Origin of the sequence: Rhodococcus sp. NPDC080181 (assembly GCF_040702225.1) — a bacterium.
Taxonomy (GTDB): Bacteria; Actinomycetota; Actinomycetes; order Mycobacteriales; family Mycobacteriaceae; genus Rhodococcoides; species Rhodococcoides fascians.
Window position 1 is genome coordinate 1 of the sequence record NZ_JBFBKN010000044.1, and the last position, 22,515, is coordinate 22,515.

Consider the following 22,515-nt stretch of genomic DNA (forward strand, 5'->3'; position numbering starts at 1 on the left):
GGACGCCTGGATCAACCAACCCGCCACACCAGCCGACCCGGCCGATCAGGCCGCCGCCTGACACCCACTGGCCTCATTCACCTTGACAAATTCCGACTTCCTAAGGGTGGAACTAATGAGGTCTCGACCCCCGTCATGACAGGCCTGTGACGTCACCTCTGGTGTGTCGTACAACAACGCACAACACCCCAGCGGTTCGCCCCGCTGGGGTGTTGAGTGAGTCGGTACTACGGCCACACGCCGTACGCCAGTCCTACGTCTGGAAGCCGACCTCGTGAGCAGGGGCAGCGGGAGCCGGTGCAGGCTCGGGCTGCGCTGCCGGGGACTCCTGGGCCACAAGGCCGTCGAGTTTGATCTCCTGTCCCGCATGGATGAGGTTTCCATCGCCCAGTTCGGGATTGAGCCCCAGCAGCTCCTCCACGCTTTTGCCTTTGCCCTCGGCGATCCCCGACAGTGTGTCGCCATCGGCGACCGTGTACGAGGCGTCGAGGCTCTTTGCCAATGCACCGGTGGACGAGGTCTCCCCGTGTACGGACGACGTGGCGGCATTGGTCATCTCCGCCCCTCCGGTCTTGCCGGTGAGCCCGGTCTTCTCGATCTGCTCACGCAGATCTGCGAGCGTTGAATTGCTCTCGCCGAGCTTTTCGTCGAAAGTTCTACGCAGATCCTCGCTTTCGCGGCGTTGGATGCCGAAGGTATCGCCACGCACCACATCCTTGGCGCGATCTTCGAGCCAATCGTTGCTCGAGGTCACGGCACCGCCGAAGCCTTTGCCGATATTTTCCAGTCCTGCGCCGACCGCGGTGATCGGATTGGGAAGTCCCATGTCATTCTCCTTGTGTCAGTGACCTTGTGATTGTGTGTCGGGCTTTGCGGGCGGGTGTCAGTGCGCCATCCGCATCTGTCGAGAGTCGTTCAGTCGAGCTGTTGTTCTGAATTCTTTTGCGGCGCAGCATCGTTTCCGATGAGATCCTTCAACTTGTCCAAGGGGCCGTCCTCGGTGACCATGCCGGACATGCCTCCGGAATCGCCGAGCGCGCCCAGTGCGGTGCCCACGCCGGCACCACCAAGTCCGAGCAGACCTGCGGCCTTGCCGTCGCCGAGGCCGATATATCCCAAACCGGTGGCCACACCGCCACCTGCGACCGCGTCGGCGAGTTTGCTGCTGCCGTGCTCTTCGAGCTTGTCGTGGGCCAGATTGCTCACCGCGCCAGCACCGAACGCCGTTGCGAAACTCGCTCCCAATCCGGGCCCGCCGTCCTTGAGTGTCGAGGCCAGCATTCCGGCAATACCGCCATTCAGACCGGCCTTCAATCCACCGCCTTCCTCCTGGATCGCGTCGTACCCCATCTTGGTGAACGCGCCGGATCCGGCTCCGGCGAGAACGCCCTTGGCGATCTCGGCGAATTTCGCTCCACCTTCGAGACCGTCCTCCTGAGCTTCCTTGTTCTTGAGCGCGAAGCCCGCGATGCCACCGGCACCTGCGGCCAGAAGGACCTTGCCTGCGGATTCGAGGAACCCGTCTTCCTGCTCTCGGGTTTCGGTACCGGGCGTTCCGGTGGCAGGCGCAGTGACGGGCGACGCGGCTGTGATCATCGCTCCGCCCGCCCCCGCCATACCTGCTGCCGCGGGCTGCTGCAGACCGGCAGGGCTCATCTGCCCTGCCGGTGATCCCTGCTGGTACGGGTTCGGTCCTGCGTACTGCTGCCCGTAGGGAGCGGGTGCCGGCGCGGCGGGTGTCGGAGTCTCGTCTTCGTCGTCGCCGAACATCTTTCCGAGGACCTTGCTTGCCCCGAAACTGGCCACGCCTGCCGCCACCCCCTTGCCGATCAGCGGTAGAGCGACTGCTGCTGGTGCCATCGGTGTTCCTCGCTTTCGTTCTGTGAAATCTTCGGAATCAACGACACAGGCGCGGTGGGATTGCCCTCACCGCGCCTGTGTCGTGCCCGTTGTCGGGAGATGTAGACGAATCAGAAGCTCGGAACGGCGTCTTTCTCGGCCGCCGGTGCGCTCACGGCTGCTTCGGTCTCGGGGGCCTTGGATGCATCGTCTTTGGCCTTCTTCTCGGCCTGCAGACCGGCAATGTCGTTCTGGATCCCCTCGAACTGGGCCTCACGGACGTTCTCCGGGAGTTCGATTCCGCTGATCGGTACGGCGCTCTTGTGGTTGACACGAAGGTACGACTGACCGTCGTTGGCCTTGCTCGGCAACAAGTCGGCTTGCAGCACAATAAGTTTGCCGACCTGCGCGCCCGTGTTGTGGTTGAGGATGTTCTCGACGTTCGGTCCGGCCGCCGCGAGGAAACTCGCCAACTCGTCCTGGTTGTACGCCACGCCCCTGTCGAAGGTGTTCTCGCGAGTCTTCGACTTGGTATTGCGCAGGCTGGGTTGAAACTGGGGTGGTTGGTTGTCGTTGACCTTCTTGTCGTTCGCGTCGACGAAGCGCGCGATCTCGAAATCGACGAACTGACCGCTCTTGGTCGCCGTGCCGTCGTCCTTGGGCTTGCCCTCGAACGCTGCGTTGTCGTACAGCTTCCCGACCAAAACCACGCTCTTGGTGGAACCGCCTCGCAGATATGCCATGTCTGATGTCCCCTCGATGTCGAGACTTGTCACCCGGACAGAGGTGCCGCGGGCGATCCCTCTCGGTTTAGGCTGCTCTATACTAATAGCATAGTCCGATAAACTTTATCGGTCCATGGCTCGGAGCAGCGTTGCGAGAGAGTCAAATTGGCATGCGTTCGGTCATCTCGACAATCCCGCGCTACTTCCGCCATGTTTCGTCTGTGCTGTCGCGACCATGTCTCCTACTCGCATAGCCGTGCTTGCAGCCTGTGCGATTCTCATCGAGCTGCCGCCTTTACCCGCCAGTCCGATCTCCACCGCGGTCATCAACGTATTCCGCAGCACCGCCTGAACAGCCGGATCCTTCAGCTTCGATCGGGTGGCCGCCACTACTGTCGGGCCATGTGCTCGCACCAGAGAAGCAGTACGGGACTGGACTGCCGCGAGCGCTTTACGACCACCGGACTTCGAGTCGGCTGTCCGATTCGGGCTCGCGAGGTCGAGCGCCGATTCCAGACTTTCCTCCCGGCCGCCGATCGTCGTATGCGAGTACACCGCGCCTGCTCCCTGACGTCGACTGCTCGACACACTTCCGCCGAGGAACGCCGATCCTCGAGTCGTATCACCAACAGCCTGAGCGTGATTCGCAAAGCGAACTCCGCTCATGTTCACGCTAAGTCCGCTGTCCGCAGCATTGGACGCACCCAATCCGTCGAAGATCACCGAGCCGTTCACGAGCTCCGTGCCGTAGTCGGCCTCCACCAGGTACACCGCGCCCACCGTTGCACCTGTGGGATCGGTGATGTGTACCTGCTGATCTCCGGCCGCCAGGCGCAGCGCCTCCAGATCGGCGGGTCGAAAACGGACCCCGTCGGTCGGCTCCAATCTCACGAGTGCGCCCCTCCCGATGGCAGCATCGGCCGGCTCGGCCCGCAGCCGCGGGTTCGCCCCTACGGGCCTGCCGAAATCGACCGTAACCAGCAGCGGACCCCTGTGCGGGATCTGCGAGCGATCCGCTACCTCGTAGTCGTGCTTCTCCTCATCGCTGAGGCCGACGACGAGCTGTCCTGCCTCGTTGAACGGACACAGAGTGCCTTCGTCTGTCATCGTCACCAGATGCCGTCGCTCCCGGCACGCCTCGGGGTCGATGACAATTCCATCGACGCGCTCCACCTGGCCTGAATACGGGATCGTCTCTGGGCTCGTGGAGGGATGAGGGACAGCGGTACTCCAATCGATCTCGAGACGCTCGGTGTCGACCTCCGCGTCGAACAGCAGAACCTCGCCGACTTCGTACTCGTAGCCGGCGTCGTACACAGGGGCGTTCGTCGAGCCGGACATCGCTCGAGCCCACGCCAAGTCCGGTTCGACGGCACGCGTCAAAAAGCCCATTGCTGCGCGGTCCTGTGGATTGCGGCTATGGCCCGGTGCGGTCTGAAGCGCATGGATACGCCGCCCCACCCGCGACGAGTCGTCGAGCTCTCCAGGCTGTGGTCGCCACGACTGGAGCAGTTGCTGTGCGCTTCGGCCGGTCGCGGACTCAGTGGCGTAGGGGTACACCTCCACATCGACACCGCTGCCGTCGTCGTTGCCGTGCACCACGGCCACCACGGTCTGTTTCACTCGCGCCACTTGTACGCCTCCCTCACTCGACACTTGCCGGAACCGGTCGGTCCCTCAGTCCGCGTCGACAGTCGATGTCGACGGTCACTCCGCTGTGGATCGGGCACCTTGTCCACCGCAGCGGCACAGAGCTTTTCGGTGTCAGCGCCGATCACAGTTGCGGATCCCGGCCGTCGTCGGGGTGGTCTAGCCGATACTCGCGTACCGCGACCTCCATCGACGCGTTGATCGCGCCGCCGAGCCCGGTGTCGATCCGTGTTGTCGTGCCTCTGCGTTTGGGTTTGCGGCCCCGGGACTGCTCTACGAGCAGCGTCTCGAGATCGCTACGAACTTGTTCGTTCGCGGCAGCCTCCTGATCGGCATCGCGGCCCGCGGTGTTGTTCTCGGCGGCAGTAACTGCATCGACTTCTGCTCGGATACGTCGTCGAAGTCTGCGCGTCTTGTCGGCTGCCGTCGCCAGCAGCGACGGCAGTAGACCGCTCGAACGGATCTGTCGAGCGTGCTCCCGCATAGAGTCGATGTCCGCCATGGCAGTACCGAGCTCGGCTGCGACCTCGGCGCTCTGTCCCGAAGCGATCATCCATTCCTCGGCAGCCTCGACAACGATGCTGCGAGACTCGGCCACATTGCCGAATCGGGCGGCCGTGCGCGGACCGACCTTCTGGTCCTTGTTCCAATCAAGTCCCAGCTCGTGCATATCGACACCTTTGACCAGCTCGAATCGGTGCTCGGGAAGGGCCGAGACCACCACGTGAGCTCCTGGTTCATGTATGTCGAGGGCAGGCCCGTCGGGCGCGCCGCCCGTGAGCAGCATCTGGCCGGCTTCGGCGACAGTGCCCGGCTCCACGGTCGCTACGCGAATCGCCGACCCGCTGACGCGCCATGACTCCACCAGATCGTCGACCATCGTCGAGTAACGACGGGCCATCAGCTCCAGGCGTCCGTCGATGACGGCCCGTCCAGCTTTGCCTTCGGCCCCCTTCTGGGCCAAGCGAGCGCCGCCGCCCTGTCCGTACAGCTCGCGGCCTACCTTCTCGGCCGCGTGTGGGTCGTTCATCTTGGGGATCGATCTATCCGCGCGAAGCGCCCGCAAACCCGTGAGCTTGCGTCCGTACGCCTCGACCTTTTGCCACTGCTGCGACCATTCCGAGAACCGCGCGCCTCCCATGTCCAGGTAGTGCTGGTACTTGCTCACGCATCGCCCGTGATAGTCGGCCTCGGTGAGATAGAAGCGATGCATCGCCTCTGACCCTGGCGCGGTGCGGCCGACCGCGGCAGCTTCTTCCCAGGACCGCGCCTTGAGCAGCATCTGCTCCCGAAGCGTGCTGTGTCGGTCCAATCTCTCGGTGTATGCGCGCAGCCGCAGTGCAAAGTGCCCGGCGCTCATTGCAACCTGGCGGCCCGAGGCCGTCGCGTCGAGCTGCTCTGCGGAAATCTGCTCGACCAACTGACCCAGGTCCTCGCTCATCGAGAGCATCATCGGCGTCTGCACGCTCAGTTCGTCATCGGCTACGGCCGAGAGCACCGAGTAGACCCCGTTCATTGCCTGGAGCACGATCCGTTCGCGGCCATTGGCCACGAGTCGGTCGTGCTCGGCTCGGCTCAGCCCCTCCTTCGTCCGTCGTTGCTCTGCGTATTCTCGAATCTGCGTCAGTGCCTCCGGCATGGGCGAACCCGGCTGTGCGAGGTTGTCCTCGACCAACTCGCGAACGAGCCTGTTGGCCTTCGACATTTCCTTGCTGTTTGTCGAAGCTCGCCACAGTGCTCGGTTCTCGGGAAGGCACGCGAGAACGAACTGTGCCCGGGCGCTCACGCTCAGGGACTCGTATGCCCATCGGCGCACGAACGCACTGACACTGCGGCGCTGGTATCCGACGGCGCTCGAGAGGTGTTCGATCCTGCGATGGCGATCGAGGGACGAATGTAGCCCACTGCGCAGCAGCCCCATCTCCCGCGCAGTGAGTTTTCCTTTCTGCGTGCCGTCGCCCGCGCGGCGACCGGCACCCGCATCCGCCATCGCCAGGTGGACGTGGACGTGAGCGGTGTCGACCTGAATGACCCCGACGTACTTGAGGTCCGAGAAGTCCCCTACCCGGCACATTCGGGTAAGCCCTTCCATAACCGCGAGCCGCAGTTTGAGTTGGTCGAGCTGACCTCGATACGCCCCTCTGCGCGCAGTTCCCGTGCCAGCATCGACTTCCATGCTCGCCGGAACCAGCCCGTGTTCGAGCAGGTAATCGTGATCGAAGCTCAGGACGGTTTTCATCACGGTGTGGCCGGTGTCGAACAGATCCTGGATCTGCTTGGCGTCGCCGTGAAGGCGCTCGTGGCTGAGGGAAACTCCGTTGTGTCCGAAGGCAACACCGCCGTCGCCCTGCGCTGCAGCGAACTCCGACTTCAATTCGGCCGGGCCCACCTGCTCTCTCCCCGTTCCGGTGACTGCTCGTCGCACCTTCTCCATCGCTCTGCGGGCGCTGCGCTGGATGCGTCGCCCTGAGAGCGTCGGTGCGTCGTATCCTGAGGTACGTTCCGCGCCGGCAATATTCGCTTCGCCTGTTCGGTGGTCGGCAAGCATGGATTCGACCGCATCCGCTCTCGCCATGTATTTGGTGACGAAGGTATCCAGACTCGCGCGCTGCACAGGCGCAATCGGCTCGGTCGCCAGCTCTCGCGCCATGTACCGCGTGACATAGGCACCAGGGCTACCTCCACGGGTGCCGCCGGTCTTGTCGGTATCGGTCTTGATCGTGTATTCGTTGACCACGATGATCGACTGCTTCAGTGTCACCATCAGTGTCCTTCGCTACTAAGAACGGGGCTGCTACCGAAATATGCTCGGTGTCAGCCCCGTTCGGGCACTCAGCCGCCTAGCTGCGGGCCGTCGTGGTCCGTCGTCCGAGGGGCGTTTCCTTCGGACAGGTGATGTGTCGCCTCGGTCTGCTGATTCTGGCGGGCCCGACGCGCCGACGCCTCGCGGGCCTGTCGGGCCTTGCGGGCCTTGATCGCCGAATCATCTTCTGCTGCTTCGCCGAAAGAGAATCCGTTGTCCTCGTGCTCTGCAATCAGTGACGCCACGATTGGGTCCTGTGTCGACAGCGTGAGCGTGGGCAGCGAGGTGTCGTCATCCTGCGAGTCGTCATCGAGTGAGAAGCCGCTCAAATCGAGGTCGTCGAGGTCGATGTTCTCCAACTGCGCTGCGGCCCTGCCCAATTCATCGTCGTTCGTGGTCGACCTGTCGGTCGCCAGCGGGATACTCTCGATAGAATCGTCGGCCAGTCCGGGAGACAACAGATTCGCGCGAACACGATCGGACCGTGACCGCACCGCCCGCATATCCTCACGCAATCCGCGCAACGCCCTCGGTGCATCCAGGTCGACGTCCAACAGTGCTGTGAGCCGCTCGACGAGGTTCTTGCTCGCAGAGCCGGCAGTCATCCTCGGATCGCCTGCCTCTCCTGCCCTGCCGAAGGAGAAGTCGGCCAGGTCAGCCTGTTCCGAGGTCAGTTCCTGATCAACGCCCAATACCTCGTGCCCCGTGATCTTGCCGGCCTCGATCAGCGGGCCTCGATGGTCCGGGAACTGTTCAGCGAGTTCGTATCCTGACGTCTCGAAACGCATGTCGAAAAAGCGCATCGGTGCCAGGTCCGCGATCGCCAACGGCGGCGCGCCTTCCTGATTCGGCGGCAGGATCCGAAGATCGATCCGGGTGTCGACCTCGAACGGCAGGCCCGCCAACTTCTCCGGCGGACCGAAACCGTCCATGTACATACCCTTGTCGAGCAGCGTCGCGAGTTGTTCCGCGTTGAACGGGTAGTCCCCGACAATCCTGATCGACTCTTCTTCGTTGAGCCCGATCTCACCGATGTTGTAGGGCATCTCCTGTGGATTTTCCGGAATGAGTCGGTCCAAACGACCGATGAGGCGAAGCTGAGGTACGTGCTGGTGACCGACATAGTCGAACGTCGTCGATTGCAATGTGAACACAGCGAGCATGGGGATCTGCTCGAGGCTGATCATGCCGGCAGGGTTCGCGGCAACCAGCTGTCTGGCCAAAGGCGTCGCTGCCGAAAATCCTGCGAGCTTGATGGGCTTGTCCATACTGCGTACTCCTCGTGACGGCTGACTTCAGAAGGTTTCCGGCCTGGTCGACGGGCGGCACCGCCCCGATCACCTGTTCGCGGTAGCGGCAGTGTCCCTGGCCGCGTGCGCCTTGTCGTCCCCTGCTCGCTGTCTCCGACCAGCAGCCTTCGCGCTGTCGCTGTCGATCTTCTGTGCGCGGCGATCACGTCTGTCCGCGAGCACAGTGGTGCCGTATCCGGCGAACAGACCGAGTGCGAGTCGACGGGTCCATTCCCACGACCACAGGACCACGCGTCGAAGAGCGAGGCACGTCAACCCCGCAAGTACCAGCACGAAGAAGACCACGGGAATTACCCAGGTGAACAAGAAGCGGTCGCTGGTGCTGGCCGCCAGTTCGACCGGAACACCTAGTTCGCCGAGCACTGATGCCGGAATCCGGGTGACCACGTTGACGCCTACGATGCGCACTAGCGTGCTCACCAACACCACGAGCAGCGGCCATCCGATCACCATCAGGCACACGAACAAGATGAAACCGCCGACGTGTCCCAGGCGATTGTGTGCGCGCACGGTCCACTCCGGGGCACCCGCGTCTACCACCGCGAGGCCGAGGGGCCCCAGGTCCTCCTGCCTCGCGGCAGCGTTCCGCGCCACGCTCTGACGAATCTCACCCAGCGCGACACCGATCTCGGCACGAGCGTCGCTCGCTCCGGATCCGGAGTCTCTGCGTTTGTTCTTCGCGGTCATGTTCCTACCTCGTCCTCCCGCGGCCGTGCGTGAACCACGGTCCCTCGTCGGCGGTCCAAGACCGTCCTGCGTACCTTGCAGACTATTATCTGGAATAAATCTTATCATTAAGAAAGCCGCAGGTGAACATGAGTTCTACCTGCGGCGTTTCCCTGATTGTCCAGACTCGGGACTTTCTTTCACGACTTTTCTAGCCTGACCGCTGGACCCCTCCAGGGATTGTGTACGCGTCGAGATTTCCTGGCTTGCCGTCGATCATGTCGTAGCTCAGTGACACGAAGGCGGTGGAGCTCGATGCGCCGGAGCCGGAGGCCACACGCATCTCGACGATCGAGAAGTAGCCGTAAACATCACCGGCAACGCTGGTCACCGAGCTGTTGAGCGAGACGAATTCGCTCTTCATGTCTTTGTCGAACGCGCCGTATGTTTTGCCCGACGGGGCCGTACGCTGCGCACCCTGGTCCTCCCCCGGCATGAACACCTGCATGAATTGACTGTCTTCGGCGAATCCGTAGGTCTTCATCACCTCGTCGCGCTGATCGAGGTACTCACTGAGGCCTTTCCATGTCAGGGCACGCCTCATCAACTCTGTGATGGTCTGATCGTCGTCATCCTTGTGGTCGATCTCGAGGCCGTTGGTCGCCTCTTCGACCGCCGCTCCCTGCTCGCTGTGCACCTGGTCCTGATTCATCGAGAGTTGCCCCTGGAGCGAAAGGATCTCCGACCTCTGGCTGGCCAGGTCGGCGTCTCGGTCGGATGAGATCCCGCCCAGCACCAAATACACCGTCACGAAGACCACCGCCGTCACGATCACAAGCGCGTTGCGCATCAGGAATTTACGGAACCGCTCCTGCTTTGAGTCCGACGCGTCGGCGTGAAAGCTCCCCGCGGTTCTGCTCTTCTGGTTACTCATCGCTCAGTTCACTCCGTCCAAGCCGGGGTCGGCCATCTCGGGGTCCTGCGCATCCGTCGGCGCCGGAGTTGTGGTCGAGCCCGCCGTGCCGGTGGGCGTGGGAGTAGGTGTGGCGCTGGTGGTTCCGGTGCTCCTGCTCGATCCTGTCGTTGGCGTCGCGCTCAGGGCGTCATCGATCAAATCCTTCTCGTTCGGTGCGGCGACCAGTGACTTCTCCGTGCTTCCTTCCGGTGGACTCGTCGTTGCCCCGAGCCGCGCATTGCCCTCCGTGGTGAGGCCGCGCTTCATGTCGTAGAACTCGCCACGCTGCGGGTCGAATTTGCCGGTCACCCAGGCAAGCAGCATTCCGTCGTTCTCTCCGCCTACGAAGCTGGCCTCCCACAGCGCAGTGATGCTGCCCGAGCCATCGACCGTCTTGGTCGGCATCGAGCGCCACTCCCAACTGTCTCCCGACACCCGAATCCAGGCTGCCTGGCCCTTCTCGTTCTTCCCCGGCTCGTGCGGCTGATACCACTGTCCGTGCGGAAGGAAAGCGCCGCCGCTCAGAGAGCCGGTGGTGAAGTACTTCTTTGCCTCGTCGACCAGACCCCCGTATTCCCCGAGAGCCGCACTGCGGTCACGCACCTCGAAGTTCAGGCCGCCCATCTCGTTCTGCAGAGTGGCGAGTTCCTCGCCCTTGGCCGCTGCAGTGCTGAACGCCGGCCGCAGTTCATCTGCATCGGGCACCGACTCGGCAGCGACCTCGGACTCGGCGAGCGCCTTCTCCAGCTCTCTGATCTCCGCGAGATTCGAGCGCACGGCGCTCTCGTGCGCGGAACTCGTGCCGGTGAAGTACACAACCATGCCCAGGCTTGCGACAGCGAGAACGACCACCATGGCGTATCGAATCACCGAGGCCTTGGGTGCCCGCCTGCGCGCGTCGTCGATCCGGCTTCTCTGGGATGCTTCACGGGCCTTGCGCATGCGATCGGCCATGCCCGCCTCGGGGCGATGTGCCGAATTCTCGGTAGGTTCGGTCCCGCGATTTTCGGTCGGCGTGTCCTCGTCCATGGAGAACATCCTCTCATTCGGAGTATTTTCAAAGTAATTCTTACTAGTTTCAAAAGTCGTTATCGGTGCAGGTGAGAGCGCCTATTAACCGGGACCCGAGAATATCACGATAAACCCAGTCGACGCCTGGCTCCGCACTGCTTTCATGGGCCCGGGGTCGTGGACGCCGCTGTTTTGTCGCCCTTTCCGGGTTTCATCCCGGCGGGAGCTTTGACGTCGGTGAACTCCGAGTCCGTCTCCTTGCTCTTGGACCGGTAGGCGACGAAACTGCGGCCGTCATCGCTGATCGCTCCGAAACTGTCGAGCGCCGGAGACCTGTCATTGAGCGAGGCATGCCCGATGACGGCGTCTGGCTCATGGTCCGACTCGTTCGGCCACACCTTCTTCACCGCGTCTTCGCCCACGTACATCTCGATGTGGTTCGGGGCGATCAGCACGTCACCGGGCTTGAGATCGGCCTCGTTCATCGCGGATCCGACCTTCTCCCATTTGTCCCGGCCCTCTCCGTTGACGTACTGCTCCTGGGCGCTGACAGGGCCGGGAGGGAACGCGTCGTCGGTTCCGCTCCAGCGCACAGCCGAGCCGACGCCTCGGTCGCAGCTGGCGTAGTACGGGTCACCCGTGTACACCTGGTCGTGGACATACATGTACAGGTCCGTGCCGTCGTTTCCTCGGCTGTCGTCGAGGAACGGCCACGCGAAGGACACCATCGCTTCGGCCGCTGAACTGTTCCCTCCACCGGCGCTGCCGCCGCCTCCGCTCAGGCCCGGGCAGTTCAGCAGTTCCGCCACGAGTGCTTTGTTGTCGGCCGTTCGCTGGGTCTGCCCGGCAAGGGCCAGAACCGACGACCCAAGCGAGCTGTCAGCCGACCAGCTTCTCATTTTCACGTACCAGATTCCGGCCTGCTCGCGGCGCGTGACATCGTTGGCCCCACCCCGGGCCTGATCTGCTGGGTTCTCCCACTCGTCGAGGTAGTAGAAGGCAGCGTCGCCAGGATCGTCGGCACCGGGATTCTTCCCAGCAATCATGTCTTTGAAGATCGGTGCCCCCGAGTCCTCACTCATCGCGAATGCCAGCTGGATCTCGATGTCGTGCCAGTCACCGCCCTTGTCCTTGGCGTAATCGAGCAGCTGTTGCGCGCGGGACCCTGTCCATTGGCCCAAACCCAGACCAGTCGAGTTACCTCCGAATCCACCCGCATCGATCTTGCTCTGCTTCTTCGGCCCGACCTTGTACGGCTCGTCGAAGATGTTCTGGATCGACGTCGGGTCGATGCCGGACTCGGTCTGGAAGTTGCCGAGCACCCCAGCGATGTTCTGATCGTTCATTCCGGCGTAGCTCAGAACCGAGTAGACCTTCTTGGCCTGCTCCTCCATACTCGCGTCGACGGTCGCAGCATCACCGCTGCGTGCCCGTGTCGTGGGAGACTCGGTCAACTCCTGGCAGATCTCGCTCAGCGACTCGCGCCGCTGTCCCTTCTGATCGATGACCTGTCCGCCCAGAGACAACACCAAAGCCAATATCAACCCACTACCGCCCACTGCGACGCCCGTGCCTGCGCCTACCGAGAGCGCCCCGCCGGTGAGACCTGAAACCTTTGCTCCCGCTTGGACACCCGCCATAGCGAGTTTGCGTACCCCGGCGCCTACCCATCGAGAACCGCCCCGCGCGGCATTCATCGCGAGCCCCGCACCAGAGAGTGCGCCACTGCCCGTGGCCGCGCCCGCTTTACTCAGCGCAGCCTCACTCGCTTTGGCTCCGCTGTCGTCCTCTCCCGAGCCCTGGTCGTCTCGCCGCGGCTGTACCGGCGGCATATCGCCTTTGCTCATCGGCGCACCAACGCCGCGGTCACGAACGGAAGCTCGCCGTTGTGGGACCCGACGCCTTAGTCGAGCCTGATGCCACTTGGTCCAACGTCTGCTCCATCACGAGCAACTCGAGCAGATCCACAGTTTGATATGACCGCTTGAGCGTGAAGTAGTTGTCGTAGGCGGTCATCGCGTTGTTCCGCAGCTCGATCAATGGCTTGGAGGCGGTGTCCTTGGGCCGCAGGTCGTTGATCGATTGGCCGTTGCTCAGCGGCCACCGCAGATCCCGTGAGCTCATCGACGGGATCGGCTGGCTCGACAGTGTGGCCAGATACTCGCTGATCGAGCCCTCCCGGGCACCGAGTGTCTCGAAGTAGCCGTCGGCCACAGATCGCTGCCTCCAGTCGAAGTCGGTGCCGCCCGACATCGCCCCCGGCGAGTTCAGGGTGTACCCGTTGACCCAGTAGCCGTTGGAGAACGTGTCGAGCAGCCTGGCGCGCTCTGTCTTCGATCCGACACCCTCGACCTCGCTTGCGGGCTTTTCGGAGAGCGCCTTGCGCAGTTCGGTCGACGACATACCCGTGATCGAGTCGCCGTCGATGGAGGACGGCAGCGCCGGCGGGAGCAGGCGCACGCTGGGATCGTCGCCCACCTGCACACTTGTCTGGGCCATCATCGAGGTGAAATTCGAGATCCGCGTCAGCTGCGTCTTCATGTCCGCCAACTTGCCGTCGAGCACCTTGCGTTTGGCCTGTTCGTTCCTCCACGTCACTGCGTCGGCGAAGATGTCCTCGGGCTCAGGTATGCGGTCGGAATCCAACGCGCGCAAAGGAGTTGCGCCACTTGCACCAGGGTTCACTACGATCCGCCATTGGTCGTGCTCGATGAAACTGTTGTCCATTCCTGCCGCCTTGGGGCGGTTGAGAGGTGTCATCAGTTCTTTGCGCGCACGCACCGTCAAGTTGATCAACTGCGAGGCGAAACCATCGGGCGCTTCGAGGATGATTCCCAGGTATCCGGTGTTCGCGAACGAGTACACCGCGCCGGCCAACGGCGTCTCGAGCTTGGTCGGGCCGCCTGCTGGACCGCCCTCGATGCCAGTCCCGTACACGTAATAGTCCGCAGCGTCCGAACTCATCTGGGAGGGGATCTCGAACTTCATGAGAACGAGCGCCCTGTTGCGCTCCCGGTTGACGTACACCGGTTCCACGGTGCCCTGCACGCCGGTCCGCGACGCGACGAAACTGTTTGTGTAGAGCGCGGTTTGGCCAAGAACTGTGTTACCTGCGCTGATAGCGCCCCACACCGTCATTCCGATAACCAACGCACCGGACACCGACAATGCGGCCACGATCACTCCGAACCGTTCGATCGTGTAGTGCGAGCCCAGCTTGAATCGATCGGAGAACGTTTTCCACACTCTCCGAAAGCTTTCGAGCCGCGTCTCGTCGCCGACGACAGAAACTTCTTCCGTCGAATTGGCCATCACTCACCCCTCAAGTGTCTTCTCTTCGCGGCTCTCGCAGAACCGCTGCAAAGCAGGCGAACCCCTGAACTTGTCCACATGGGTGCAAGTTCAGGGGTTCGCTTTCCGTCACAGACCTAGAGCTGAGCCACAACTCCGGTGCCGAGATCGAGCAGGCTCGGCCCGACGGCACCCTGGGAGACGGTGATCGCACCGCCACCGTTGTCCCCGAAGTTGTCGACGGTGTCCTTGCCGCCCTCTGCCAGATCGGCAATCAACTGGTAGCCACCGAAGAGCAGCACGCCACCGAGTGCGATAAGTGCGATGACCTTGCCCCAGCTCTCCCGGGACTGCTCGTTGGTGAGCTTCTGGAAGGCTTTCCATGCGGCAAACAAGAGGCAGAACACGCCGACCAGGCCCAGGAACGCGCCGCCGGCCTTTTCTGCGTAACTCTGTCCGTTGGTGAAGAACTCGATGAGGTCCCAGTCCCCGCCGCTGCTGCCACCGCCGGTTTCGTCTGCGCCGGTCTGCGCCAAGAACGTCGATCCAGCACTCTCGGCCGAAGTCACCATCTGCATGAAGCTCATCCGCGATCTCTCCTTGTCCGCCGGACAGTGCCGGGGTCGTGTCTGTGGTCTTGGTGACGTCACCGACGTATCCGTGTCGGCGACTCGGATCGCGCCTGTATAACTCCCTGATAAAAACTATATCAGCCCTCTGTCCAGGTGAGGACGTCAATATCCTTGTCGAGAATAACTCTCGACAAATATCTTTATCGAGATGTACCTGCGGTGTCGGTCCGGCCTACTCGTGACGGCGGTAGCCCGGTGAACGGACCGGCACCATGGCGCTCGACGTGAGAAGGTCGAGATCAGTTCTCCCGCGGCCGCGGTGTCGGAGGGCCCTCGCCCCGTTCGCCGGTGGCCGGGGGTCGAGGTGCTGGACTGTCTCCCCGTTGGTTATGCATTGCCGCGCTCATCGCCGCTGTGGTCATCGCCGATCCTGTACCCGTGCCCCGCCGCTGCGGCGCTTGCCCGCCTGTCTGACCGCCGCCCCCGCCGCCGTGGCCGTTCCCGGATGGCGCTGCGCCCTTGCCCGACGGACCCATGGCCTCCGGCGGCCTACGCCGCGGCGGGCCCGCGAGTCTTTGCGAGACCATCGAGGACGCGGTGAGCGCCGCGGTGTGGCTGAGGGCCGAACTGTTGCCGCCGTCCCCGCCATTGGCGATGACGTCCGAACGAAGAGGCCCACCGACCTGACGAGTCTGTCCACTCTGATCGAAGGCGGCCGGCTGATTCTGCGGGGACACAGGAACAATCGCTCCCGCCGGGGATCCTGCCGGTGCACCGGTGGGGAAGTCGCTGAGCCCGCGACTGAGCACACTCGCTGCTACGGCTCGGTCTCCCGCCAGTCGCGATGCCGCTGCGGCAGCGGGCTGGCTCGTCAGCTCTTGACCGTTGGCGTCTGTGAGCACCTCGCCGTTGTCGCCGAGCATGCGGCCTTGTCCGTCGAACCCTGCGACATCGTCCGCGCTCAGCGGCGAGCCGTCCTCGCCGAGAATCGGTGCACCCGTGCCGTCGTGGACGTTGCCGCTACTGGCGTCGATAGGCATCATGTCTGCTGCTGTCAGCGGCTGACCTCCGCTGCCGGTGACCGACTGGCCCGTACCGTCGACAAGGTTTCCGTCTTTGTCCATGCTCATCGAGCCGTCACCGGCCCCGGGCTTGCCCGGTGTACCGTTCCCGCCGCCGTCGGGTCCTGTTCCGTCCGAATCTCCGCCTATGTCTCCACCGCCGCCATCGCCGCCGCCGTCACCGCCGAAACCACCTCCGCCCATCAGCATCGAGGTGGCGGCCATACCGCCCCCGCGGGCAACGCCCTGGCGCAGTGCTCCGGGTTGGCCCGGGTCCATACCGCCGGACGCCTGGGTATCCATGAATTTGTTGACCAACCGGGTTACCGCCTGGTCCACGCCGTCGAGCAACGACCTCCGGATCTTGAGCGCCATCATTGTGAAGATGATCAGGCCCAATGAGCTGACAAAAGTGATGATCAGCACGACTGTGTGAAGGTTGTTCTCTCCAGCGAGGCTCAGCAATCCGGCGGCACCGGCTCCTGCCGCGACCTTCGTCCCTTCCGACACTCCGTCTGTCAGTCTCTCGGCGAGCGGCCGTTCGAGGATGGTCGGCACGACGACGATGAGCTCCTGGACAACCTTGTAGATGAAGATCGTGCCCAGGATCTCCAAGAACATGGCGGCCGTGTAGATCACGCATTTCGCGATACCAGCGACGAAACCGAGCGTTGCGAACGGTACCGATCCCAGTAGCTGAATACCTCGCTTGAGGGACGAGATCATCATCATCATCGCGTAGGCCAGGCCGATGATCGTGAACGACAAGAGCATCGTCATCGCCGAGAACCAATACATGAACTGCGCCGGTCCAGTGCCGATCGCAGTGACGCTGGCATGCGCTTCGCGCGCCCACGAGCTGGTCGTCTGACCTGGCGTGTACACCTGCATGCCAGTCGGCCCGAACGAGGTGTTCAGGTAGTTGTACATGGCGAGTGGAGACATGTTGCACTTCGTCCGAGCCTCGCTGTCCGCCTTGCCATCCCAGTCTCGACTGACCACTGTCGAATTCAGGCACGCACCACTGCTGTCGCCCTTCGCGAATGTCATGATCGAGTAGTCGTTGCTCGGGTCCCTTTCGGCCTTGAAACTCGCGCCCGGTGCCACCTCGATGAGCGGGTTCTTCATCTTCCCCACATCGGTCCCGGTCATCGCCTGCAAAGCCTCCGGCGACGACAGGTCCTGGAACCACGATGCGATCGTCTCTCGTGTCTCCTGCTCGAGCGGCGTCCCTTTGTACTTGTCCATCTCCTGGATCAAGCCCGCTTTGATGCTCGACTCGAATCCGCCGGCGCTGACGGTGTCACCGTTGCGAAATTTGTTGAGCAACTCCATGGTTGAGGTGAAAACGTTCGGATCACTCACGTCAGCGGAGCCTGTGGTGCCTCCTGTCGGACTGCTGCCGCTGACCGACGTCGCCCAACTCGTGTCGTTTCCGTTGGGTGAGGTGGAGCTGTCCTCCCCGAAGGTTGCCCACACAGGCCTGTTTCCGGCGTTGATGCTCAACGCGAGTTTGCGAGCCACCGCAGCGGTGGCACCGTTCGGGGCGTCGTTGTCCTCGTTCCACCAGAACTCACCCCTACTCTGAGCGGTTGTCGGTGGCTGTAGTCGAGGCCCATTGACCCAGGCCTCGAAATCGACGTACGTGCTCAGGACCACCTTCGTGGACTGTGCGGTGGCGGCGTCTCCGGAGGCACCCTTCATCGCGTCCAGACCTGCGGTGTAACTCGTTCCCAGCAACGGGAGGCCGACGACGAGGAAGGCGATCCTGATGATCAGAGCCTTCATCTTGCTGCCGCTGTCGAACTTGCGTAGTAGCAGCATCCCGGCGACCGTTGTCGCGATGAACATCGGGATGGTCACCATCCAGCCGAGTTCGACCATCGCGCCATAGATCTGACCGAAGAACTCACGCAAACCATCGAAGGCACCAGGTGGTTCCTCAGCGCTGCCCTCCATGCCTGCAGTGAAGCTGGGGTCGGTGTTGTCACTGACCGCGTCGACCATGAACCGGAAAGGGTTGGTCCACTGCAGAACTGACATCACCGAATCGAACGCGACGTCGACGAACCCGGCTCCGGCATATCCCGCCATCATCAGCATTCCGGACAGGCCGCGCCCGGCCGCAGCACCGCCGTCAGCGGCCATCACCGTATCGAAGCCCATGCCCGAGAGCATCGCGCCGTAGAGCAAGTATCCCTCGACGCCGCCGTCCACTGGTGCGTTCGTCTCTGCGGTTGTCCCCCTCGCTTCAGGGTTGTCTCTGTTGAACGCGGAATAGTTCACGCTGGACACATTGGCCGCATCCGCAGCACTGAACAGCCAATCCGTGCTTTCCTGCTTGCTTCTGTCTGGACTGCCGACGAAAGATCCGGCGCTGCCGGGCTGGCTCAGAATCGGTTCCCATGCGTCGAGACCTTCCTTGGTCTCCGTACCGGCCGCACCTTCGATTTCCGAATCGGCTGCCTCTGTATCTCCAGACGAGTTGCCTGCGCCCAGTGGCGACAACGCGTTGACGTAGAAGCTGGTCAGAGACGAGCTCAGACGAGCGAGTGACAGGTTCGCAACGGCCTCGTCGCCGGGCGCAGCCTTGTCCTCGGCCTCCTTCTCTTCTTTACCGAATCCCTTGCCCGCCATGCACTTGATGAAGTCGGCCTCGTCGAGTTTCGCCGGATCCGGCTCGGCTTTCTTCTCAGGATCCGCGCAGACACCGACCGCCTCCCAGAGCGCCGGGTCCTCTATCGAGCAGCCTGTCCCGCCGACGATCGGCTCGTCGAGTCCAGGATCGGCAGTGGCCTCGTCGGTGGAACTCGACCCGCTGTCGGCTCCGCTCTCTGGGCAAAGTTTGGCGATGTTCTTCTCTGCCAGCTCGGTGTATCCGCGCCCGTATTTTGCGCTGGCATCGGCTGGAACCGCGTTGGCCGTGCCGGCGGATGCAATCAGGCCGGCCGCCACCATGGCGGTGAGTAAGGCCACCACCAGGCCTCCCAGCAGCCTGCGACCGCACGCTCGAGATGTCGTCACCTCCCCCATCGTGAAACCTCGTCCCCGTCGTGTCGTCCCTGTACTTCGACGCGAGCGCCGATCACTTCCCTGAACCTGCACGCCCGGCGCTGCAGCTGTACTCGCTCTCATCTGCTGGTCCGATCCGCCGACAGTTGCCCTGAGGGCCTGCCTCCGTCGCGGGCGGGGTGCCCGTCGATCGCCTCACGTCGTTCCCTCGCACGCTCTTCCTCGGCCCGCTCCAGTGCTGCGAGTTCGCTTTTGGCAGCAATTTTCTTGGCTCGATCGACTTCGCGTACCCGCGCCGCGATGCTCTCGCCGCTCTCGGCGGGTCCTGCAGCGATCTTCAGGCCCAGGCTCAGTTTCGTACTGAACACCACGTTGACCGCACCGCGCCGTAGGTAATTTATCGCCAGGTCGGTTGCCGCGAGCAGCGTCTTGAGCTCGCGCGGCACTGCTGTGTGCAATGCGATTTCGTAGTTGGCGATTGTCTCCTTCGCCATCGGGCCCAGCACCGTGTAGTCGGCTCGCTCGAACTGATTGAAGCGCTGATTCGCCAACATCGCGTCGGGATTCTCGTAGAGGTATCCGACACGAGCTCCCCGTCGAAACAGTCGCTCGAACTGTGACACCAGGTACTCCTGGACCTGATCGTCGACAATCTGGTCGGCCCCATGGATCAGCAGGACGTCTCCCTCGTTCAACGAGGCGACGGCGAACCCCACCACGTTGACCAGCTGTGCCATCGCCAATCCTTTACTCCGATTGACCAGTCCGGAGAAGTCGTAGATCACTCTGCGCGCTGAGATCGCCGAGTTGATCGCGGAGGACGTCGGCTGATTGAACAAGTCCGAGTTCGCATGCAGCATGTCCTTGAACACGCCCTGCAGCGTCTTGATCGCGCGTTGTGCGTCGGCGTCCTGGTTGCCCTGCTGGAGCAGCTTCTTGTGCATCGTGTCGAGGTACGGCACGAAGTGCTGGAGTAGGGGGACCTCGTTGTGATCGAGACCGACCAACCGAAGTTTCTCCTGGTTCTTCTCTGCCGACCGTGCCCACATCTTCTGATCGATGTAAAACTCGGTCAATCGATCCTTAAGCTCGCTGCGAATGATCGAGATCGCAGCCGGATCTCCTGCGCCCAAGGCCTGTTCAGCCATCAGGACCAACTTGGTCAGATGGATGCCGTACAGACTGAGCTGATCCTCGCGTGATCCGAACAGCTCGAACATGTTCACGTCACCGCGCGTCATGTCCAACCGCGCGGTCAGCTTCTCGAGCGGGGGCCCGAGCTTTTCCAACTCGGCCCCGTTCAACACCAGATGCACGACCCGGTGGTTGTTCAAGAGTGCGGCCTGGCTGAGTTTGCTCCCCCACATGTCGATCACCCGGGCGCGGTCTAGGACGTGGTTGAGCCCCTGATCGGCCAGGACCACGTGATGCAGCCAACGATCGACCTCGAACAGGATTGCGGAGTTGTTGAAGTCCCCGCCCATCTGACCGACGAACTCGCCGGCAGGATCGCTGAGCCCATTGGTGACCAGCGAGTACGACCCCGCGTACTCCGTCGAGGTCATGTGGAATCCGTCGCCTCGTTTGTCCTGATTGGGCACAAACAATGTCGAAAGCTCCTGCCGTTGCTCCCCGTGGTACGGCGCGGCGTGCAAAGACGAAAACGCGTCGATGTATTGGCGGGCCAGCTTGTCGATCGCCAGGTCCAACGCCGCGAGATTCGGCGCATGGAGCAGGAGTCGGTTCTGAACCGACAAGTACGATGCACCGTCCTGCAGTTCGGCCACCGTGCTGTACAGATCGTCTGCTGCCTTGGCTGCGGTCCGCTTCGTGCTCATCGTGCCGCCGTCGGCTTGCTCACGCTCTTCGAGTCGATCGAGCTTGTCAGCTCGCTTCAGCGCGCCCTCCACCCACTTCTCGTCCTTTCGCTCGATCTGCTCGAACACGATCGCCGACACACCTTCCGGCAGGTCCGCGGGGATCCGGCTCACCCCCCAGAAATTCGGGAACTCGTCGCGTGCTTCGTCGCGATGGAAGAGCGCCAGAACGCAGGCCACGGCCCCCGTGCCGTCGATCTCGTAGTAGTCGGATCGGAACACGTATCGCTCTCGTGGCTTGATGGCCACCAGATGGGCGTAGAGCTCGAGCGACTCTCCGAGGGCTTCGATGTAGAGCTTGCGCTGCTCCTTCGACATCTTTTCGACGTCGAAGGAGGCGTCATCGGCCTTAGCTGCCTGCTCCGCCGCGATCTTTGCGGTGATCTCGTCGAGGCGACTGGTGCTGAAACGACCGGATCGCCGACTCGGCGACGCTCCGTGCGGCTCCTGCCCTCCGCGGCGCAGGCTCTCCACCCGAGATTGCACGTCCTCGGTGACGACATTGAAGATCTCGTCACCGAGGACGTCCTCGAAATCGATGTCCTCGGTGGCTGGAACTGACGGACGGCGCCCGGCATCGTCTGCGACGTCGATCTGGCCGAGTGGACTTTCCTGCCCGCGAGTCGATTTACCCCATGACTCACCCCAGAGATCACCGTCGACATCCGCGTCGGTCTCATCGGCAGTGTCCGGCTCGATACCGAAGATGGAGTAGTCGATGTCAGCGTCGTTCCTCCGCTTGAACAGGCCCATCTTCGCAATCCCACCCTAGAGTCGATAATTGGGTCGAGTCTAACACGGTGAGTTTTTCTGCAACCGGCTCACGAAGCTATGTCGTACCTGTTCACAGGCCTAATATGGGGCTTCGATACTTTCTTGTCTAATTTCTCGAACTATCCCGAGAACTATGATCCGGCTAGTGGGAGACACCGCTTGCTACGACACAGAGAGCCTCGCTGCAGGCAAAATTGCAGCGAGGCTCTCTGTGTCGATTTTTTGAGTCGATCGGAGCCGAAACGTTCTCGGTCGCAGGTATCCACCTGCGACCGCTCAATCACTGATCCCAGTCGCAGTAGCCCATGACTTCGGAGGGCACCGCTTTGCTCGCCAGCAACCCTCGCACCTTGTCTAGCTGTGCTTCGTCGTCCGCGTAGATCATCCAACTTCGATTGGTCAGCACCTTGGTATCGCGTGAGGCCTGCCCCTGGCTGCACTCACGTTCGCGTTCTCCTGACTGCCGAACCCATGTTCCCTCTGCCAGCTGGAACTGCACTCCCTCCAGGGTGCAGTTCCGGCGGTCGATCGCACCCGAGGCCTCACAGCTACCGCCAGCAGCAGCGATGCCCTCGCTCACCGGTCTCGCATCGAGCATCTTGTCGATGCCGGCAGCCTCGTCGGCCGAGTCGGCTCCCCGACCGAGCAGCCAGAGCAGCGCGACGATACCGACCACGGCAACCAGAACGGCCCCCACCACCGTCAGCAGCAAGGTCCGCCGACTGGTCCACAACTCTCGCATCACTGTGGTCATCGCAGAACCAGCTCCGCGTTCGAGGTCCTACTCATGTTCTCGTCCCGTCCCTTCGGTGTCACGATGTCGCATTTCACTTCATCCTCAATGGCACAAGGGGTTGCCTCGCGTCCGTTCGGTGGGACTGTCTGAATAACGGTTGATCCGGTCCTTGGTTCGACACGCCGAGCTCAGCTTGGTGGGAAGGATCGACGATGACCGAAACACTGGATCCC

Annotated in this window: 15 protein-coding genes; all 15 read right to left on the reverse strand. The window is 62.7% G+C overall.

The window, feature by feature from the left end:
• Positions 1 to 253 precede the first annotated feature (253 nt).
• Positions 254 to 826 (reverse strand): LysM peptidoglycan-binding domain-containing protein, encoded by a 573-nt coding sequence (locus AB0O58_RS25830; RefSeq protein WP_366238985.1) that lies wholly within the window; start codon positions 824 to 826, stop codon positions 254 to 256.
• An 89-nt stretch (positions 827 to 915) separates the two neighbouring features.
• Positions 916 to 1,860 (reverse strand): hypothetical protein, encoded by a 945-nt coding sequence (locus AB0O58_RS25835; RefSeq protein WP_052061383.1) that lies wholly within the window; start codon positions 1,858 to 1,860, stop codon positions 916 to 918.
• A gap of 110 nt (positions 1,861 to 1,970) precedes the next feature.
• A complete protein-coding gene (locus tag AB0O58_RS25840) occupies positions 1,971 to 2,582 on the reverse strand; it encodes a hypothetical protein (RefSeq protein WP_032373201.1) in 612 nt (203 codons plus the stop codon).
• Positions 2,583 to 2,744: 162 nt separating this feature from the next.
• Positions 2,745 to 4,196: a hypothetical protein gene (locus AB0O58_RS25845; protein ID WP_366238986.1), complete on the reverse strand. Its 1,452-nt coding sequence runs from the start codon at positions 4,194 to 4,196 to the stop codon at positions 2,745 to 2,747.
• A 142-nt stretch (positions 4,197 to 4,338) separates the two neighbouring features.
• Entirely contained in the window at positions 4,339 to 6,978 is a 2,640-nt protein-coding gene (gene mobL, locus AB0O58_RS25850; protein ID WP_366238987.1) for a relaxase MobL, read from the reverse strand.
• A gap of 68 nt (positions 6,979 to 7,046) precedes the next feature.
• On the reverse strand, positions 7,047 to 8,285 hold the full coding sequence (locus AB0O58_RS25855) for a hypothetical protein (protein ID WP_366238988.1): 1,239 nt from the start codon (positions 8,283 to 8,285) through the stop codon (positions 7,047 to 7,049).
• A 69-nt stretch (positions 8,286 to 8,354) separates the two neighbouring features.
• On the reverse strand, positions 8,355 to 9,014 hold the full coding sequence (locus AB0O58_RS25860) for a hypothetical protein (RefSeq protein WP_366238989.1): 660 nt from the start codon (positions 9,012 to 9,014) through the stop codon (positions 8,355 to 8,357).
• A gap of 190 nt (positions 9,015 to 9,204) precedes the next feature.
• Positions 9,205 to 9,927 (reverse strand): hypothetical protein, encoded by a 723-nt coding sequence (locus AB0O58_RS25865; protein WP_366238990.1) that lies wholly within the window; start codon positions 9,925 to 9,927, stop codon positions 9,205 to 9,207.
• Between the two features lie 3 nt (positions 9,928 to 9,930).
• Positions 9,931 to 10,977, reverse strand: coding sequence for a hypothetical protein (locus AB0O58_RS25870; protein WP_366238991.1), 1,047 nt, complete (start codon positions 10,975 to 10,977; stop codon positions 9,931 to 9,933).
• A 143-nt stretch (positions 10,978 to 11,120) separates the two neighbouring features.
• The gene (locus tag AB0O58_RS25875) at positions 11,121 to 12,806 is read right to left on the reverse strand and encodes a phage tail tip lysozyme (protein WP_366238992.1); all 1,686 of its coding nucleotides are present in this window, start codon (positions 12,804 to 12,806) and stop codon (positions 11,121 to 11,123) included.
• Positions 12,807 to 12,825: 19 nt separating this feature from the next.
• The gene (locus AB0O58_RS25880) at positions 12,826 to 14,271 is read right to left on the reverse strand and encodes a hypothetical protein (RefSeq protein ID WP_366238993.1); all 1,446 of its coding nucleotides are present in this window, start codon (positions 14,269 to 14,271) and stop codon (positions 12,826 to 12,828) included.
• Positions 14,272 to 14,387: 116 nt separating this feature from the next.
• Positions 14,388 to 14,837, reverse strand: a complete 450-nt coding sequence (locus AB0O58_RS25885) for a hypothetical protein (protein ID WP_032373207.1) — start codon at positions 14,835 to 14,837, stop codon at positions 14,388 to 14,390.
• 284 nt (positions 14,838 to 15,121) lie between these two features.
• Positions 15,122 to 18,907, reverse strand: a complete 3,786-nt coding sequence (locus AB0O58_RS25890; protein WP_366238994.1) for a hypothetical protein — start codon at positions 18,905 to 18,907, stop codon at positions 15,122 to 15,124.
• A gap of 107 nt (positions 18,908 to 19,014) precedes the next feature.
• Positions 19,015 to 21,525, reverse strand: coding sequence for a hypothetical protein (locus AB0O58_RS25895; RefSeq protein WP_366238995.1), 2,511 nt, complete (start codon positions 21,523 to 21,525; stop codon positions 19,015 to 19,017).
• A gap of 301 nt (positions 21,526 to 21,826) precedes the next feature.
• On the reverse strand, positions 21,827 to 22,300 hold the full coding sequence (locus tag AB0O58_RS25900) for a hypothetical protein (protein ID WP_366238996.1): 474 nt from the start codon (positions 22,298 to 22,300) through the stop codon (positions 21,827 to 21,829).
• Between the last annotated feature and the right edge of the window lie 215 nt (positions 22,301 to 22,515).